General features: G+C 34.2%; 15 protein-coding genes. 9 read left to right on the top strand and 6 right to left on the bottom strand.

Annotated features, from left to right (window positions below; genetic code table 11):
* Positions 1-162: 162 nt before the first annotated feature.
* From ICJ85_RS13820 to ICJ85_RS13810, 3 genes are all read right to left on the bottom strand, one after another.
* Positions 163-1,893: a phospho-sugar mutase gene (locus ICJ85_RS13820; protein ID WP_188224390.1), complete on the bottom strand. Its 1,731-nt coding sequence runs from the start codon at positions 1,891-1,893 to the stop codon at positions 163-165.
* Between the two features lie 177 nt (positions 1,894-2,070).
* Positions 2,071-3,021, bottom strand: a complete 951-nt coding sequence (locus ICJ85_RS13815; protein ID WP_188224389.1) for a glycosyltransferase family 2 protein — start codon at positions 3,019-3,021, stop codon at positions 2,071-2,073.
* Positions 3,022-3,062: 41 nt separating this feature from the next.
* Positions 3,063-3,596, bottom strand: a complete 534-nt coding sequence (locus ICJ85_RS13810; RefSeq protein WP_188224388.1) for a DUF4199 domain-containing protein — start codon at positions 3,594-3,596, stop codon at positions 3,063-3,065.
* 156 nt (positions 3,597-3,752) lie between these two features.
* Between ICJ85_RS13810 and ICJ85_RS13805 the strand changes: the two genes are divergently transcribed.
* The 3 genes from ICJ85_RS13805 (at position 3,753) to ICJ85_RS13795 (ending at position 5,746) form a co-directional block, all read left to right on the top strand.
* Positions 3,753-4,004 carry a type B 50S ribosomal protein L31 gene (locus tag ICJ85_RS13805; RefSeq protein WP_188224387.1) on the top strand — a complete coding sequence of 84 codons (252 nt, stop codon included), beginning with the start codon at positions 3,753-3,755 and terminating at the stop codon, positions 4,002-4,004.
* 128 nt (positions 4,005-4,132) lie between these two features.
* Positions 4,133-5,308, top strand: coding sequence for a GlmU family protein (locus tag ICJ85_RS13800; RefSeq protein ID WP_188224386.1), 1,176 nt, complete (start codon positions 4,133-4,135; stop codon positions 5,306-5,308).
* Between the two features lie 105 nt (positions 5,309-5,413).
* Positions 5,414-5,746 (top strand): hypothetical protein, encoded by a 333-nt coding sequence (locus tag ICJ85_RS13795; protein WP_188224385.1) that lies wholly within the window; start codon positions 5,414-5,416, stop codon positions 5,744-5,746.
* Here ICJ85_RS13795 and ICJ85_RS13790 read toward each other — a convergent pair.
* Positions 5,743-7,368 (bottom strand): ABC transporter substrate-binding protein, encoded by a 1,626-nt coding sequence (locus tag ICJ85_RS13790; protein WP_394354422.1) that lies wholly within the window; start codon positions 7,366-7,368, stop codon positions 5,743-5,745. The genes ICJ85_RS13795 and ICJ85_RS13790 overlap by 4 nt on opposite strands.
* A gap of 259 nt (positions 7,369-7,627) precedes the next feature.
* Between ICJ85_RS13790 and mtaB the strand changes: the two genes are divergently transcribed.
* Positions 7,628-8,959 carry a tRNA (N(6)-L-threonylcarbamoyladenosine(37)-C(2))-methylthiotransferase MtaB gene (mtaB, locus tag ICJ85_RS13785; RefSeq protein WP_188224384.1) on the top strand — a complete coding sequence of 444 codons (1,332 nt, stop codon included), beginning with the start codon at positions 7,628-7,630 and terminating at the stop codon, positions 8,957-8,959.
* A gap of 95 nt (positions 8,960-9,054) precedes the next feature.
* Positions 9,055-9,561: a hypothetical protein gene (locus ICJ85_RS13780; protein WP_188224383.1), complete on the top strand. Its 507-nt coding sequence runs from the start codon at positions 9,055-9,057 to the stop codon at positions 9,559-9,561.
* Positions 9,562-9,634: 73 nt separating this feature from the next.
* On the opposite strand, the gene ICJ85_RS13775 is transcribed toward ICJ85_RS13780, so the two are convergent.
* A complete protein-coding gene (locus ICJ85_RS13775) occupies positions 9,635-9,931 on the bottom strand; it encodes an N-acetyltransferase (RefSeq protein ID WP_188224382.1) in 297 nt (98 codons plus the stop codon).
* Positions 9,932-10,111: 180 nt separating this feature from the next.
* On the opposite strand from ICJ85_RS13775, the gene ICJ85_RS13770 reads away from it, so the two are divergent.
* Together ICJ85_RS13770 and ICJ85_RS13765 are read left to right on the top strand one after the other, a co-directional pair.
* Positions 10,112-10,777 (top strand): alpha/beta hydrolase family protein, encoded by a 666-nt coding sequence (locus ICJ85_RS13770; protein WP_188224447.1) that lies wholly within the window; start codon positions 10,112-10,114, stop codon positions 10,775-10,777.
* A 36-nt stretch (positions 10,778-10,813) separates the two neighbouring features.
* Positions 10,814-11,734 (top strand): lytic transglycosylase domain-containing protein, encoded by a 921-nt coding sequence (locus ICJ85_RS13765; RefSeq protein ID WP_188224381.1) that lies wholly within the window; start codon positions 10,814-10,816, stop codon positions 11,732-11,734.
* A gap of 73 nt (positions 11,735-11,807) precedes the next feature.
* Here the strand turns inward: ICJ85_RS13765 and ICJ85_RS13760 are convergent, their stop codons facing one another.
* Positions 11,808-12,383, bottom strand: coding sequence for a tetratricopeptide repeat protein (locus tag ICJ85_RS13760; RefSeq protein WP_188224380.1), 576 nt, complete (start codon positions 12,381-12,383; stop codon positions 11,808-11,810).
* A 296-nt stretch (positions 12,384-12,679) separates the two neighbouring features.
* On the opposite strand from ICJ85_RS13760, the gene rpmH reads away from it, so the two are divergent.
* Positions 12,680-12,841 (top strand): 50S ribosomal protein L34, encoded by a 162-nt coding sequence (gene rpmH / locus ICJ85_RS13755; protein ID WP_042495769.1) that lies wholly within the window; start codon positions 12,680-12,682, stop codon positions 12,839-12,841.
* Between the two features lie 112 nt (positions 12,842-12,953).
* Positions 12,954-15,806, top strand: coding sequence for a carbamoyl-phosphate synthase large subunit (gene carB / locus ICJ85_RS13750; protein WP_188224379.1), 2,853 nt, complete (start codon positions 12,954-12,956; stop codon positions 15,804-15,806).
* Positions 15,807-15,827: the final 21 nt, after the last annotated feature.

The raw sequence follows: 15,827 nt of genomic DNA, 5'->3' as shown, positions 1-15,827 counted from the left end.
AAAAAAACATGCTTTTATGAAAAACATAAAAGCATGTATATTTTACAAAGATATAGCTATTTAAATTAAATATATCTGTTTAACATTTTTTTGACTCGATAATCGAAATTTATATGCTCGTAGGCTTGTTTCGATAATTATTTAATTCTTCAGTATTGAAAATTAAATGAGTTTCATGTCTTTTAAAATGGTTTCGGCTTTAGCATCTAAATCTGCTTCAACAGTTTTGAAATCTTCAACAGAATTCAATTTAGTATTGACGCTTACGTAAAATTTAATTTTCGGCTCAGTTCCACTTGGTCTTAATGCAATTTGACTACCGTCTTCGGTGTAATAAATTAAAACGTTCGATTTTGGTACATCAATAGCTGTTTCTTTTCCAGTTAATAAGTGTTTCGCAACAGATGTGTCGTAATCTTCTAACCTCACCACTTTTGATCCGTTTATATCTTTCAGCGGATTTTCACGGGCATCAATCATCATCTGTGTGATTTCCTGTGCGCCTTCAATACCTTTTTTGGTAAGCGAGACTAATTTTTCTTTATAGCACCCGTGCTCAACGTATAATTTAATTAATTCGTTGTAGAATGAACTTCCTTCAGATTTAGTAATGGCAGCAATTTCGCAAGCCAATAGTGTAGAGGTAACAGCGTCTTTATCACGCACAAAGTCACCAACCATAAAACCAAAACTTTCTTCACCACCACCAATAAAATCTAATTGCGGATAATCTTTAATTAATTTGGCAATCCATTTAAAACCGGTTAAAACAATTTTACTTTCTACGTTGTAAGCTTCAGCGAGTTTGTTTAACATTGGCGTCGATACAATGGTTGAAGCAATAAATTCCTTGCCGTTGATTTTGCCTTCAGATTTCCATTGTTTTAATAGGAAATCGGTCATCATTAGCATGGTTTGATTTCCATTAAGTAATTGTAGTTCGCCATCACTGTTTCTAACAGCAACCCCTAAACGATCACAATCTGGATCGGTTCCTATAACAATATCAGCATTTACTTTTTCGGCTAATTCCAAAGCCATTTTTAAAGCCGCAGGTTCTTCAGGGTTTGGTGAAGCTACCGTTGGGAAATCACCGTTTGGTACTTCTTGTTCTTTTACAATATGAACATTTTTATACCCGGCACGTTTTAAGGTTTCAGGAACTGCAGTAATTGATGTTCCATGTAACGAGGTGAATACAATAGTTAAGTCGTCTTTAGCGGCCTGTGTAGCTCCAACACAACCATTTTTTACTGAAGCTTCAATAAAGGCATTATCAATATCTTCGCTTATGTAGTTGATTAAAGCATTGTTGGCTTCAAATTTAATGTCAGAATAATCAATGTCGTTAATCATAGCAATGACCTCACCGTCTTGTGGTGGTACCAATTGCCCGCCATCTTGCCAGTATACTTTGTATCCGTTGTATTCCGGTGGGTTGTGTGAGGCTGTTAACACGATTCCGCAGTGGCAGTTTAAATGCTTAACTGCAAATGATAATTCCGGAGTAGGGCGTAAGTCTTCAAATAGGTACACTTCAATACCATTAGCAGAGAACACATCTGCTACCACCTTTGCTAAGGTTTTACTGTTGTGACGACAATCGTAAGCAATTACAGCTTTCGGTGTTTCGTCTGGAAATGATTTGTGTAAATAGTCGCTTAAACCTTGTGTGCTTTTGCCAAGGGTGTATTTGTTAATACGATTCGTACCAATGCCCATTACACCACGCATACCTCCAGTTCCAAATTCTAAATCTTTGTAAAAACTCTCCTGAATATCTTTAGGATTGTGAGCAATACTGTTTTTAATAAAATCTTGTGTTTCTTCGTCAAAAGTTGGGGTTAACCAGGTGTTAATTCGGTCTAAAATTTTTGGTTCGATGTGTATCATAATGTGTTTTAAAAATATATTTTCAAAAAAGAAATTATTGCACTTAGTTTAGTTTAATGGTTTCAATTTTTGAAGTGTATGAAACTGTTTTAAAGTTATTAAAAAAAAATAAAAGAATCCTTTGTAAGTCTCAATTTTTAAGACATTTGAAGGATTCTCAATAATTAATTTATTTCGTTAAAAATTTGAAGTCTCGTCCTTGATTAAATAGCGTTTTTTATCCTGTTTCGATCGTAAAATCATTTCACCTAAGAATCCCGCAACAAAAAATTGGGTGCCTATAATCATAGTCGATAAGGCTAAAAAGAATTCCGGACGTTCAGTAATCAATCTTCCAGACGGATTAAAGAAGAGTTTATCGATGCCTAAATAAAATGAAAATGCAAAGCCCAAAATAAACATAAGAACGCCTAAAGCACCAAATAAATGCATAGGGCGTTTGCCGAAGTGCGAGATAAACCAGATGGTAATTAAATCGAGAAAACCATTAATAAAACGGTTCATTCCGAATTTTGTTTCACCATATTTTCTGGCTTGATGCTGTACAATCTTTTCGCCTATTTTGGTGAAACCTGCGTTTTTTGCAAGCACAGGTATGTAACGATGCATTTCGCCGTTAACATCAATGTTTTTTACCACATCGTTTTTGTAGGCTTTAAGACCGCAGTTAAAGTCGTTAAGTTTTACGCCAGATGTTTTACGCGCCGCCCAGTTAAATAGTTTGGATGGTAAATTTTTAGCAATAACAGAATCGTAGCGTTTCTTTTTCCAACCAGAAACCAAATCGAAACGATCTTCCGTGATCATGCTGTATAGCTCAGGTATTTCATCAGGGTTATCTTGTAAATCGGCATCCATAGTAATGACGACATCGCCTTGAGCTTTTTCAAAACCCGCATGTAAGGCCTGCGATTTGCCAAAGTTTTTAGAAAAACGAATACCTTTTACACTGTCGTTTTGTTTTGCTAATTCTTGTATGACTTGCCAGGAATCATCGGTACTCCCATCGTCTATAAATACGATTTCGTATGAAAAACGATTGGATTGCATAACTTTTGCAATCCAATCATGTAATTCTGTTAAAGATTCTTGTTCGTTAAGTAGTGGTATGACTACTGATATATTCATTTAAAAGTTTTCAGATAATTATAAAATCAAAAATACTTAAATTATTCATTGGCTGGCTTACTTTTTTTCATTGCAGCTGCAACTATAAGACCGATGACTGCGAAAAAAATCAAGCTTTGAGCTAAAGATTTAAGCTGTATTCCTAAAGAAAAGGTGTCTTGACTCTCTATTTCTTCAACTTTTTCAGCAATAATATCGGTAGGTGCTCCAGCATTTTTTAACATCCCAACTGTATTTTCTATTAATAAATTTTTTACTTCAATGGCAGCATCAGTATCTATAAAGTTAAATAAGATTATAGTTATGAGTGTACTAACCATAATGCCTATGGCAACAGGAATAAAAAAACCAGAAAAAGCTTCTTTGAAGCTTAAAAAGCCATTTTGTAAGCTTTTTATTTTTGCAGTTGAGAATATCCCATAGCCAATTATAAATAATGGAATAATTAAAGTGATAACCCAAAGATTAACCAATAAGTCACGCTTAAATAAGTAAGCAACTGCAGTGTATAATGTTAAAAGAGCTCCTAAAATCAATCCTAAATTAGTAGCTGTAGATTTTAAAGATTTTTCCATATTTTTGCGTTTATAAGGTAAGTTGAATGATTAGTTGTCAAAGATAGAAAATCGTTACAACTTAATTCTAAATAAAAAATAATAAAAAGTATTGGTAGTTTGTAAAAAATACTTATTTTTGCACTTCCAAAATTGAACAGAATAAAAGCTTTAGCGATGAAAAAAGGTATACATCCAGAAAATTATAGAATAGTAGCATTTAAAGATATGTCTAACGATGATGTATTTTTAACAAAGTCTACAGCAAACACTAACGAAACTATTGAGGTTGATGGTGTTGAGTATCCACTTGTAAAAATGGAGATTTCAAGAACATCGCACCCATACTACACTGGTAAATCTAAATTAGTAGATACTGCTGGTCGTATCGATAAATTCAAAAACAAATACGCTAAGTTCAAAAAATAAGCTTAGAAAAATATATATAAGAAGCCTTCATTATTTTATAGTGAAGGCTTTTTTGTTTTCGGCAATTAAGCTATTTTTGGGTTGCCAAAACACAGGTGGTTTTGGTTTAATTAATACTTAGTAACATAATGAACTACATCCTTTTTGATGGTCCGTCCAGAAATAATTTACTCCCATTTACTTTTACACGTCCGGTTGCCGATATAAGAATTGGAATTTTAACCATACGTGAAAAATGGGAAACATTTTTAGATTCTACCACTACTACGGTAACAGAAGACTATTTGTCTGATAAGTACCCGATGGTAGAGATGGATGAAAATATCATGATTAATGCCTCGTTTTTACCAAATTTTGAACTGGTTGAAATGGTAAAAGATTTACAGGAAAATCAGGCTGTTTTTAAAGATGAAGATGTTATCGCGTTTCACACAAAGGATACGCAGGATGATATAAACTTTGATAATTACGAAGCCTTAGAGTTTGAAGGCGACTTAATTAAAGTTGAAAACACCTGGGATATATTTTCAAAAAATGGTGAAGCGCTACAGGAGGATTTTAATCTGGTAACTAAAGGAAGGCATTCACAGCCTATTCCGTCTAGTTGCAACGTGATTGCTGCTGAGAATATTTTTATAGAAGAGGGCGCAAAGTTGGAGTTTGTAACTTTAAATGCCAGTAACGGACCTATCTATATTAGTAAAGGTGCTGAAATCATGGAAGGTTCATTGGTTCGCGGACCGTTCTCGTTAGGAGAATCTTCTACAGTAAAGATGGGAGCTAAAATTTACGGACCTACAACAGTTGGACCGAGTAGTACCGTTGGAGGAGAGATTAAAAACTCAGTTATTTTTGGCTATTCTAATAAAGGACATGAAGGGTATTTAGGGAATTCTGTATTAGGTGAATGGTGTAATCTGGGAGCCGATACTAATAACTCTAACTTAAAAAATAATTATGCCGAAGTAAGACTTTGGAATTACGAAACCGAAGGTTTTGCTAAAACAGGATTACAGTTTTGCGGTTTGATGATGGGCGATCACAGTAAGTGCGGTATTAATACCATGTTTAATACCGGAACGGTTGTAGGTGTAAGTGCAAATATTTTTGGTAGTGGTTTCCCAAGAAACTTTGTGCCGAGTTATAGTTGGGGTGGCAGTGCCGGGTTTACAACCTACGCAACCAAAAAAGCGTTTGAAGTCATGGAGGTTGTCATGTCTAGACGTAATTTACCGTTAACCGAACAGGATAAGGCCATTTTTGAGCATATTTTTGAAGAAACAGCTAAGTACAGGCGTCAATAAGTTTTATGTAGAATTAAAAAATGATTTTCTATATTTAAGAGAAATACCTTATTCATAAAGGTGTTTCTCTTTTTTGTTTAGGAGGTTAATTAAAAACAATGGTTTATGTTATCGATTCTGCTAATTTACTTTATGGGTAAAAAGTTCTATGAACTGGCAATTCAATACAATCAAAACAAATGGTTGTATGCTGTTCTGAGTATTGTAGTATATTTTGTTTCTACATTTATTTTTGGAATTGTTTTAGCTGTATTAGATGAATTTGTATTCAACTGGTATATTGATTGGGATAATAATTCGTTCATAAGTTATTTAGGAATACCTGTTGGTTTGCTTTCACTTTATGGGTTTTATAAATTTTTAGAATCGCGTTGGAAGAAAAATATAGTTATCATAAAAGATGAAATCCAGGATATCGGAAAACCTATAGAAGATTAATCTTTTTTTGTCTTTTTTACTTGTTTTAAGTCTAATAAATTGGTTGGGTTGATGCCTAAATTTTCGACTTCTTTTCTGGTAAATCTAACAACTTCATCGTAAAACATAACTACAACAGGGGCTTTTTGCATTACTAAGCTATCCATTTTGGTGTAAAGCAACTTTCGGTTTTCAGTGTTTGTTTCCGTAAAGGCTTGTTCGTACAAAGCATCAAAAGTGTCGCTTTTAAAGTGTGTGTAATTTGGACCGTTAGGCGCAAAGTTTTTGCTGTAATATAAAGAAAGGTAGTTTTCGGCATCGGGGTAATCTGCTACCCAGCTCGCTCTAAACATATTTAATTTGCCATTGGCCTTGGCGTCTTTTAACGTAGCGGCAGGAATCACATCCACATTAACCTGTAGCCCTGTTTTTTGAATTTCACGTTGAATGTATTCACAAAAGCTTAAATAATTACTGGTTGTAGTAATGTTGATTTCAGGGCTTTCAATGCCAGTTTCAGTTTTAAATTTTGAAACTAGCGCTTTAGCTTTTTCAGGTTGATACCTAAATCCAATGCTTTCATCATAACCGGGTAATCCTTTTGGAATGAATCCGCCATTAGCAGGAATACCAATACCATTGCGAAGGTAAATCATCATTTTATTTCGGTCGAAACCAAAATTTACAGATTTTCTAATGTATTCTGACTGTATTTCAGAAACTTCGGCATCCATATAAAAGGCTAAATATTCAGTGTTTAAATAAGGTCCCCGAATCATATTAACATCGGATTTGTATATATCTCGTAGCTTACCATCGGCTGTTAGAATTTCATCTTTATACGAGGCATCGAGTCCGGACACAAAATCGATATTACCTTGTGCAAACTGCAAAAATTCACTTTGTTTATCAGGTAAAAAGGTAATCGCAACAGCTTCGAGATAGGGGAGTTGGTTCCCGTTTAAGTCTTTCTCAAAGTAGTTTTCATTTTTTCTGAAGACCAATTTTATATTTTCTTCCCAGCGTTTGAATTTAAAAGGTCCTGTACCAATAGGGTTTGATCTGAAGTCGCTACCATAAAGTTCTACGATTTCCTTAGGTACCACACTGCAGTATTTCATGGTAAGTAATCCAAGAAATGCAGGAAAAGGCTGTTTTAATGTGATCTGGAAAAGGGTGTCGTTAATAGCTTTGAAGTGGTCGACTTTATTTAAAACCCAGCTACCAGGCGAGGCCACTTGTTTGTTTAATAATCGGTTTAGACTGTATTCAAAATCTTTGGCAACAACGGTTCGTGTGGAATCCTTTCCGAAGTGGTTATGCTTATGAAATTTCACGTCGTTACGGAGAATAAAATTATAAGTCAACGCATCTTCAGAAATAGTCCAATGTTTCGCAATGCAAGGAAGGACCTGCATATCATCATCCATTTGCACCAGGCCGTTAAAAAGCTGGTTCGTTGCCCAGATATCAGCAATGTCTTTTGAAAAAGCAGGGTCTAAGGAGCCTATATTTTTATGTTCGTTGTATTTAAAAACCAAATAATCTCTATTGTTCTTCTGATTAGAATTACAGGAAATACATAAAACAATTGCTGTAAAACAATTTAATAAAAGTAAAAGAAGAGCTTGCTTTTTTATCACATTGGTAGTATTAGGTGGTTCAAAAATAGCAGTTTTGAGTGCTATATCTAAATTATTTTTAAGGTTTAATCTTTGTTTTTAGTGACTTTTTAATAAAAGGTGTGTCTTAATTAGTGGTTAAGCAAATTTGCTATTATTGGCAAATCCTATTTTCAAGTCTCTCACTGTGGGCTTATAAATTATGTTATGTCCTGAAATTCGGAGCGTTTCGATTAGAAACGCTCTTTTTTTCTTATCTTTGCACGTTTTTAAAAAGGTTATGGATTCAAGAAAGAAGGTAGCATTTTATACATTAGGCTGTAAACTTAATTTTTCGGAAACTTCAACAATTGCAAGAAGTTTTTCTGAAGAAGGATTCGATCGTGTGGATTTTTCTGAAAATGCAGATATATATGTGATAAATACGTGTTCGGTAACTGAAAATGCCGATAAGCGTTTTAAGAGTATTGTAAAGCAGGCTCAAAAAGTTAATCCGGATGCTTTTGTTGCTGCCGTTGGATGTTATGCCCAATTAAAACCACAGGAACTTGCTGATGTAGATGGGGTAGATTTAGTTTTAGGAGCCACTGAAAAATTTAAAATCACCGACTATCTTAACGACTTAACTAAAAACGATTTAGGTGAAGTGCATTCTTGTGAGATTGAAGATGCCGATTTTTACGTTGGAAGTTATTCTATTGGAGACAGAACGCGTGCCTTTTTAAAAGTTCAGGATGGTTGCGATTACAAGTGTACCTATTGTACTATTCCTTTAGCACGTGGTATTTCCAGAAGTGATACTATGGATAATGTGCTTAAAAATGCCAGAGAAATTTCTGCACAAAATATAAAAGAAATTGTTTTAACCGGTGTAAATATTGGTGATTATGGTAAAGGAGAGTTCGGAAATAAAAAACACGAGCATACCTTTTTAGATTTAGTCACTGAATTGGATAAAGTAGAGGGTATTGAGCGTTTACGTATTTCTTCCATAGAACCTAATCTGTTAAAAAATGAAACCATAGATTTGGTTTCAAAATCCAGAGCATTTGTGCCGCATTTTCATGTGCCATTACAAAGTGGAAGTAATGCTATATTGAAAAAGATGAAACGTCGTTATATGCGTGAGTTGTACGTAGATCGCGTTTCAAAAATTAAAGAAGTTATGCCGCATGCTTGTATTGGTGTGGATGTTATTGTTGGTTTCCCTGGGGAGACCGATGAGCATTTCTTAGAGACGTATAACTTTTTAAATGAGCTGGATATTTCTTACCTGCATGTCTTTACGTATTCAGAACGTGATAATACTGAAGCAGCTGAAATGGATGGTGTTGTGCCTAAAAATGTTCGCTCTAAACGCAGTAAGATGTTAAGAGGGTTATCGGTTAAAAAGCGCCGTGCCTTTTACGAAAGCCAGATAGGAACAACGAGAACCGTTTTGTTTGAGGGAGAAAACAAGGAAGGTTATATTCATGGGTTTACTGAAAACTATGTAAAAGTTAAAGCGCCATGGAATCCGGAATTGGTAAACACGCTTCATGAAGTAAAATTGACTAAAATTGATACCGATGGTATGGTAAGGTTCGATTTTATTAATGAATTGGCGGTTTAACCTATAGTTAATCGATAAAAAGAGGCATCTTAACAGTTTTTTTCTCTAGTTTGGACGGTTACCACATATTTTAGCAGGGTAATGTCCCAAATTATATGAAATTATTGATTCCAATACTATTTATATTCCTAACATTATTTGCAGGTTGTAGTACAGAGACTGTGGATGTTGAAGAAAATCCTCTTGAAGGGGGATGGAAATTAACAACCTGGACGGTTGGTATTCCGGTAGATTTAAATAATGATGCTGTTTTTAGTACAAATCTTATTGAAGAGATACCTTGTGAAGCAATGGAAATGTTAACGTTTTCTGTTGATGGAACTGTAGCTTCTAATTTAACCTTTAATCCGAATGTTATGATTAGTAAAAATGAAGCTTTGGGGGTGTATGTTTATCAGGTAGAGTGTGAAACGGAAGGTTCTATTGGTTTCGCTGCGTCTTATGCGCATAAAGGATCTAGCGTCTTTATCAATGATAGGGAAGCTATAATTAATGGAAATACATTGACTATGGTTTATAAAAATGCTCAGAAAGTACATAATATGGCTAAAACCGATGTTTTAGAAACAAAGGACATTACCTTAGTTTATACCAAGCAATAAACCAAAGAAAAGTATATAAAGAAAAATCCAAAACGTAATGTTTTGGATTTTTTTATGTTTTAAATTTTCTAAATTAAATTCTAACACCAACCGGTAACATACGTTTGTATTTGCGGTTGCTTCTCACAAACTTAGCGATTTCAGGACTTGTAGGAACAACGCTTAAATTGCGTTCTGAAATTGATTTAAACACGGCTTCTAAAAATTCTTTCCTGAATTCATCATCTTTTATTTCTTCAGGTATTACAAGCTTGGTTAAAAAAATCTTTCGTTCTTGAAGTGAGTATTCAATCTTAGCTAAGTGGCTATCAATTTTCAGTTCGAACTGACGTAAAAAATCATTGTCTATTAATTCTGCAGCATCAATCATGATTTGTTTTTATTTCTTAGGAATCTTTTAAATAGTGGGAGCTATTTATATAACTTTGCTTTGCAAGTTACGAAAAATTATCCTTAATGTAAAGTAAATGTTATCATAATACCTTATGTTATAAAGCTTTACTTGTTGTGATTATTGAATGTATTTTAAATGATAAACAATAACCAGAATATGGCTGTAGAAACGATACATATATACTTGATGCCGGGCATGGCGGCGAGTCCTAAAATTTTTGAATATATTAAGTTACCTGAACCAGAGTTTAAACTTCATTTTTTAGAGTGGATGATACCAGAGAAACAGGAATCGATTAGTGATTATGCCTTACGTATGTGCAAGCACATCGAGTTTAAAAATGTGGTATTAGTTGGGGTGTCTTTTGGAGGGGTATTAGTACAGGAAATGAGTAAGCATATTTCAGTTAGAAAATTAATAATTGTATCTAGTGTAAAACAGCAAAGTGAATTACCTAAACAAATGCTAATCGCCAAAGCAACTATGGCTTATAAGTTGGTTCCAACGCAATTGGCAAGTAAAATTGATGTGGTTGCTAAATATGCCTTTGGTAATAACGTGACAAAGCGATTAGAGTTGTATAAAAAATACTTGTCCGTTAATGATAGTAACTATTTAAGTTGGGCTATTGAGCGTATGGTGTGCTGGAATCAGCAAGTAGCTCCGGAAGGTTTGGTACATATTCACGGTGATAACGACTCGGTATTTCCAATTAAAAACATTAATAACTGTATAATTATAAAGGGAGGAACTCATATTATGATTATCAATAAATACAAATGGTTCAATGAAAATTTACCTAAGATTATTTTAGAAGAATAAGCAATTTTGTTACCTTTAGAGAAAAACTTTTTAGCGATGAAGATTATAGAGAAAGCCTTGGCGTTTGTGGGTTTATTAAGTTTATGTGCGTTATTTATTTATGCTCTACAAGACGCTCCAACCGATGAAAATTTTGAGAAAAAATTAATAAACGATTATAATGTTTATGCCCTTCAAGTTCCTGGTAATTTGGAATTTGCGGGAGAACCAGTGCCATTAAAAAATCCGGACATTTTAGAACGTATGGATCGCGAATTGTTGGTAAATACTTATTGGCAATCTAACGGATTATTAATGTTTAAACGCGCAAACAAATATTTTCCGGTAATAGAACCTATTTTAAAGAAGCATGGTGTTCCGGATGATTTTAAATATTTAGCTGTTATAGAAAGTGGTTTAATGAATGTAGTATCTCCAGCTGGAGCAAGAGGCGTTTGGCAAATTATGCCTGCAACAGCAAGAGAAAATGGCTTAGAGGTAAATGATAATGTTGATGAACGTTATAATTTAGAAATGGCAACAGAAGTAGCATGTAAGTATTTATTAGATGCTAAAGAGAATTTGGGAAGCTGGACTTTGGCAGCAGCAGCATATAACGCGGGTAATGCCGGTGTGGCAAGACGTTTAAAAGAGCAGAATGTTACAGATTATTACGATTTACTGTTAGGAGAAGAAACGGGTCGTTATTTATTCAGAATTGTAGCTTTAAAAGAAATTTTATCAAATCCAGCGAAGTACGGATTTAATTTTAGAGAAAAAGATTTGTATCAGGATGTACCTACATATAAGGTGGAAGTAGATACAGCGGTAACCGATTTCACAAAATTTGCCGAAAGCTTTGGTATCAATTACAAAATATTAAAACTGCATAATCCTTGGTTAAGAGAGCCCCATTTAAACAATCGATCTCGAAAACTTTACAAGATTGATATTCCTAAAGAAGGATATTATAATTAAGGCGTACATAATGAATAGATATAAAAAAAAGCACATCGTTAAGATGTGCTTTTTTTATTAATATAAATTGTTGTTAACCTCTTCTTTTTTGAGCTCTAAGCGATCCGCCAGCACCATAATGTTGGCTCGGACCTTGTGCACGCTTCATATTATCCTTCATCATTTTAATTTGATCGGCAAGCATACCCTGTTTATCTAATTTTGAAGCTTCGCTTAATAATTTCTGAGCTTCCTGTTTTCTGCGTTTAGAAAAAGCAATACCAGCCAAGTTTAATTTAGCCATGGCTAAATCATGATCCATGGATAAACCTAAACTCACGGCTTTTTTAAAGAATTTTTCAGCCTCATTGATATTAGATTGAGAAACCATTAATCCGTGAAGGTAGTTGTAGTATCCCTGTTGTTTCTTTACTAAGGCACTTTCTGGATTTTTAATTTTATCTAACCATTTTTTAGCACCTTCAAAATCCTGCTTGCGTAATCTTAAAAATGCCAGTAAAATAAATTCGTTTTTAAAATATAGGAATACAAATATTAAAGATAATAGTATAAGCATAATACCATTACCTATATTGTTCTCAACAAATTGATAAATAGCATATGCGAAAATGCCGATAGCTATAATAAGTTTTATAATTTTATTGTACATTTTTATTAGGTTTGTAGTGTTTAATAGGCTTTTTAAAACCTTGTTACCTTTATTTGATTTGCAAATAAACTAAAATTTTATCAAAATTAGATAAAAGATAATTAACAAAAAGAAGCCGGTTATCCCAAATAAATAGGCTTGTGTTTCTGATGAAGAAGCGTAAAATATTTATTTGAAAATATTTTTTTAAATAACGTTTGTCAATGTAAAAACTCTTTGTATATTTGCGCTCAGTTTTGGAGGAACCCAAAGAGATAATAATTAAGTACAATTCAGATTTTTAAAGATACAAGATAATGAGTAAAAGAACATTTCAGCCATCGAAAAGAAAAAGAAGAAACAAACATGGCTTTAGAGAAAGAATGGCTTCTGCTAATGGAAGAAAAGTACTTGCTCGTAGAAGAGCTAAGGGAAGAAAAAAATTGTCTGTATCGACTGAAACTAGACATAAAAAATAATGATTTAATATTGTTATAATATAAAGGTGTTGCTTTAGTGTAACGCCTTTTTTTATGCATACTTATCACTTATTAGAGTAAATTACTTAAATACAATACATAAAAAGGAAAAATGCCTAAAAATTCAAAACTTAAATCGATATTAATAATTGGCTCGGGTCCTATTGTTATAGGACAGGCATGTGAATTTGATTATTCTGGAACCCAAGCTCTAAGATCGCTTAGAGAGGATGGAATTGAAACAATCTTAATCAATTCTAACCCGGCAACAATCATGACAGATCCTTCAATGGCAGATCATGTATACTTGCTACCCCTAAACACCAAGTCTATTGTTAAGATCTTAAAAGAACATCCGCAAATTGATGCTGTTTTACCAACAATGGGAGGACAAACGGCATTAAACTTATGTATTGAAGCAGATGAAAAGGGAATTTGGAATGATTTTGGAGTAGAAATTATTGGTGTTGATATTGATGCCATTAATATTACCGAAGATAGAGAGCAGTTCCGTGAATTAATGGAGAAAATTGGAGTGAAAATGGCTCCTCAAGCAACAGCTACTTCATTCTTAGAAGGTAAAAAAATTGCTCAGGAATTTGGTTTCCCATTATGTATCCGTTCGTCGTTCACTTTAGGTGGGGCAGGAGCTGCGATTGTATATAATGAAGAAGATTACGATGAATTATTAACTCGTGGTTTAGAAGTATCGCCAATTCACGAGGTAATGATTGATAAAGCCATGATGGGATGGAAAGAGTACGAGTTAGAGCTTTTAAGAGATGCTAACGATAACGTAGTGATTATCTGTTCTATTGAAAATATGGACCCAATGGGTATCCATACAGGAGATTCTATCACGGTTGCTCCGGCAATGACATTAAGCGATAGTACCTTCCAGAAAATGCGTGATATGGCCATCTTAATGATGCGTAGTATCGGGGATTTCGCTGGTGGATGTAACGTACAGTTCGCTGTATCTCCAGACGATCAGGAAGATATCATTGCTATCGAGATTAATCCACGTGTATCGCGTTCTTCGGCATTAGCAAGTAAAGCAACAGGATATCCTATTGCAAAAATTGCTGCAAAATTAGCAATTGGTTATCACTTAGATGAATTACAAAATCAAATTACGAAGTCTACTTCGGCATTATTCGAGCCAACTTTAGACTACGTAATTGTTAAAATACCACGTTGGAACTTCGATAAGTTTGAAGGATCAGATAGAACTTTAGGTCTTCAAATGAAGTCTGTAGGAGAAGTTATGGGTATTGGTCGTTCGTTTCAGGAAGCACTTCATAAAGCAACACAATCGTTAGAGATTAAGCGTAACGGTTTAGGTGCCGATGGTAAAGAAAACAAGAACTACGATCAGATTATAGAAAAATTAACCTATGCCTCTTGGGATCGTGTATTTACCATTTACGATGCTATTGCTATGGGTATTCCGTTAAGTAGAATCCACGAAATCACTAAGATTGATATGTGGTTCTTAAAGCAGTATGAAGAGTTATTCTTATTACAGAAAGAAATCTCTACGTATACTATTGAAAACCTAGATAAAGAACTTTTACTTGAAGCGAAACAAAAAGGATACGGTGACAGACAGATTGCTCACATGTTAGGTTGTTTAGAAAGTGAAGTGTATAATAAACGTGAAGAATTAGGCATTAACCGTGTGTACAAATTAGTAGATACGTGTGCTGCCGAGTTTAAAGCGAAAACACCTTACTATTACTCAACGTTTGAGAGTGATATGGAAACTGCAGACGGAAAACGTTATGCAGATAACGAAAGTGTGGTGTCAGACAAGAAGAAAATTATCGTATTAGGTTCTGGTCCAAACCGTATTGGACAAGGTATCGAGTTCGATTACTGTTGTGTGCACGGTGTATTAGCCGCTTCTGAAGCTGGTTACGAAACCATCATGATTAACTGTAATCCAGAAACGGTATCAACCGATTTCGATACGGCCGATAAGTTATATTTCGAGCCGGTATTCTGGGAACACATTTACGATATCATTAAACATGAAAAACCTGAAGGTGTTATCGTTCAGTTAGGTGGTCAAACTGCTTTAAAACTTGCTGAAAAATTAGACCGTTACGGTATTAAAATTATAGGTACTAGCTACCAGGCTTTAGATTTAGCTGAAGACAGAGGAAGTTTCTCTACCTTATTAAAAGAGAATAATATCCCTTACCCAGAATTCGATACGGCTGAATCTGCTGAAGAAGCTTTAAAAGTAGCTGATAAATTGGATTTCCCAATCCTTGTAAGACCATCTTACGTATTAGGAGGACAGGGTATGAAGATTGTAATAAACAAACAAGAGCTTGAAAAACACGTTGTAGATTTACTAAGAACTATTCCTAACAACAAATTGTTATTAGACCACTATTTAGATGGTGCAATTGAAGCTGAAGCCGATGCGATTTGTGATGGAGAAGATGTGTACATCATAGGTATTATGGAGCATATCGAACCTTGTGGTATTCACTCGGGAGATAGTAATGCAACGTTACCTCCGTTCAACTTAGGAGATTTAGTAATGGAGCAAATTAAAGATCACACGAAAAAGATTGCTAAAGCTCTAAACACTGTAGGTTTAATAAACATTCAGTTTGCCATTAAAGATGATAAAGTTTACATTATCGAGGCTAATCCAAGAGCATCCAGAACAGTACCGTTTATCGCAAAAGCTTATGGAGAGCCTTACGTAAACTATGCAACTAAAGTAATGTTAGGTGATAAGAAGGTGAAAGACTTTAACTTTAATCCAAAGTTAGAAGGGTATGCGATTAAGCAACCAGTATTCTCTTTCAATAAATTCCCTAACGTAAACAAGCAATTAGGACCAGAGATGAAGAGTACTGGAGAAAGTATCTTATTCATTGATAGCTTAAAGGATGATGAATTTTACGATTTATATTCAAGACGTACGATGTACTTGAGTAAATAATCTTAAAATATGACTATAAAA

Origin of the sequence: Aestuariibaculum marinum, assembly GCF_014596975.1 — a bacterium.
Lineage (GTDB): Bacteria > Bacteroidota > Bacteroidia > Flavobacteriales > Flavobacteriaceae > Aestuariibaculum > Aestuariibaculum marinum.
Note: the sequence above shows the minus strand (reverse complement) of the source record. Positions and strands in the feature narration are given on the sequence as shown.

What these genes read in the sequence shown, in the direction of transcription:
- ICJ85_RS13760 (WP_188224380.1), bottom strand. Translation starts at nt 12,383, where the DNA reads ATGTACAATAAAATTATAAAACTTATTATAGCTATCGGCATTTTCGCA.
- ICJ85_RS13805 (WP_188224387.1), top strand. Translation starts at nt 3,753, where the DNA reads ATGAAAAAAGGTATACATCCAGAAAATTATAGAATAGTAGCATTTAAA.
- ICJ85_RS13815 (WP_188224389.1), bottom strand. Translation starts at nt 3,021, where the DNA reads ATGAATATATCAGTAGTCATACCACTACTTAACGAACAAGAATCTTTA.
- rpmH (WP_042495769.1), top strand. Translation starts at nt 12,680, where the DNA reads ATGAGTAAAAGAACATTTCAGCCATCGAAAAGAAAAAGAAGAAACAAA.
- mtaB (WP_188224384.1), top strand. Translation starts at nt 7,628, where the DNA reads ATGGATTCAAGAAAGAAGGTAGCATTTTATACATTAGGCTGTAAACTT.
- ICJ85_RS13765 (WP_188224381.1), top strand. Translation starts at nt 10,814, where the DNA reads ATGAAGATTATAGAGAAAGCCTTGGCGTTTGTGGGTTTATTAAGTTTA.
- ICJ85_RS13770 (WP_188224447.1), top strand. Translation starts at nt 10,112, where the DNA reads ATGGCTGTAGAAACGATACATATATACTTGATGCCGGGCATGGCGGCG.
- ICJ85_RS13780 (WP_188224383.1), top strand. Translation starts at nt 9,055, where the DNA reads ATGAAATTATTGATTCCAATACTATTTATATTCCTAACATTATTTGCA.
- carB (WP_188224379.1), top strand. Translation starts at nt 12,954, where the DNA reads ATGCCTAAAAATTCAAAACTTAAATCGATATTAATAATTGGCTCGGGT.
- ICJ85_RS13820 (WP_188224390.1), bottom strand. Translation starts at nt 1,893, where the DNA reads ATGATACACATCGAACCAAAAATTTTAGACCGAATTAACACCTGGTTA.
- ICJ85_RS13810 (WP_188224388.1), bottom strand. Translation starts at nt 3,596, where the DNA reads ATGGAAAAATCTTTAAAATCTACAGCTACTAATTTAGGATTGATTTTA.
- ICJ85_RS13800 (WP_188224386.1), top strand. Translation starts at nt 4,133, where the DNA reads ATGAACTACATCCTTTTTGATGGTCCGTCCAGAAATAATTTACTCCCA.
- ICJ85_RS13775 (WP_188224382.1), bottom strand. Translation starts at nt 9,931, where the DNA reads ATGATTGATGCTGCAGAATTAATAGACAATGATTTTTTACGTCAGTTC.
- ICJ85_RS13795 (WP_188224385.1), top strand. Translation starts at nt 5,414, where the DNA reads ATGTTATCGATTCTGCTAATTTACTTTATGGGTAAAAAGTTCTATGAA.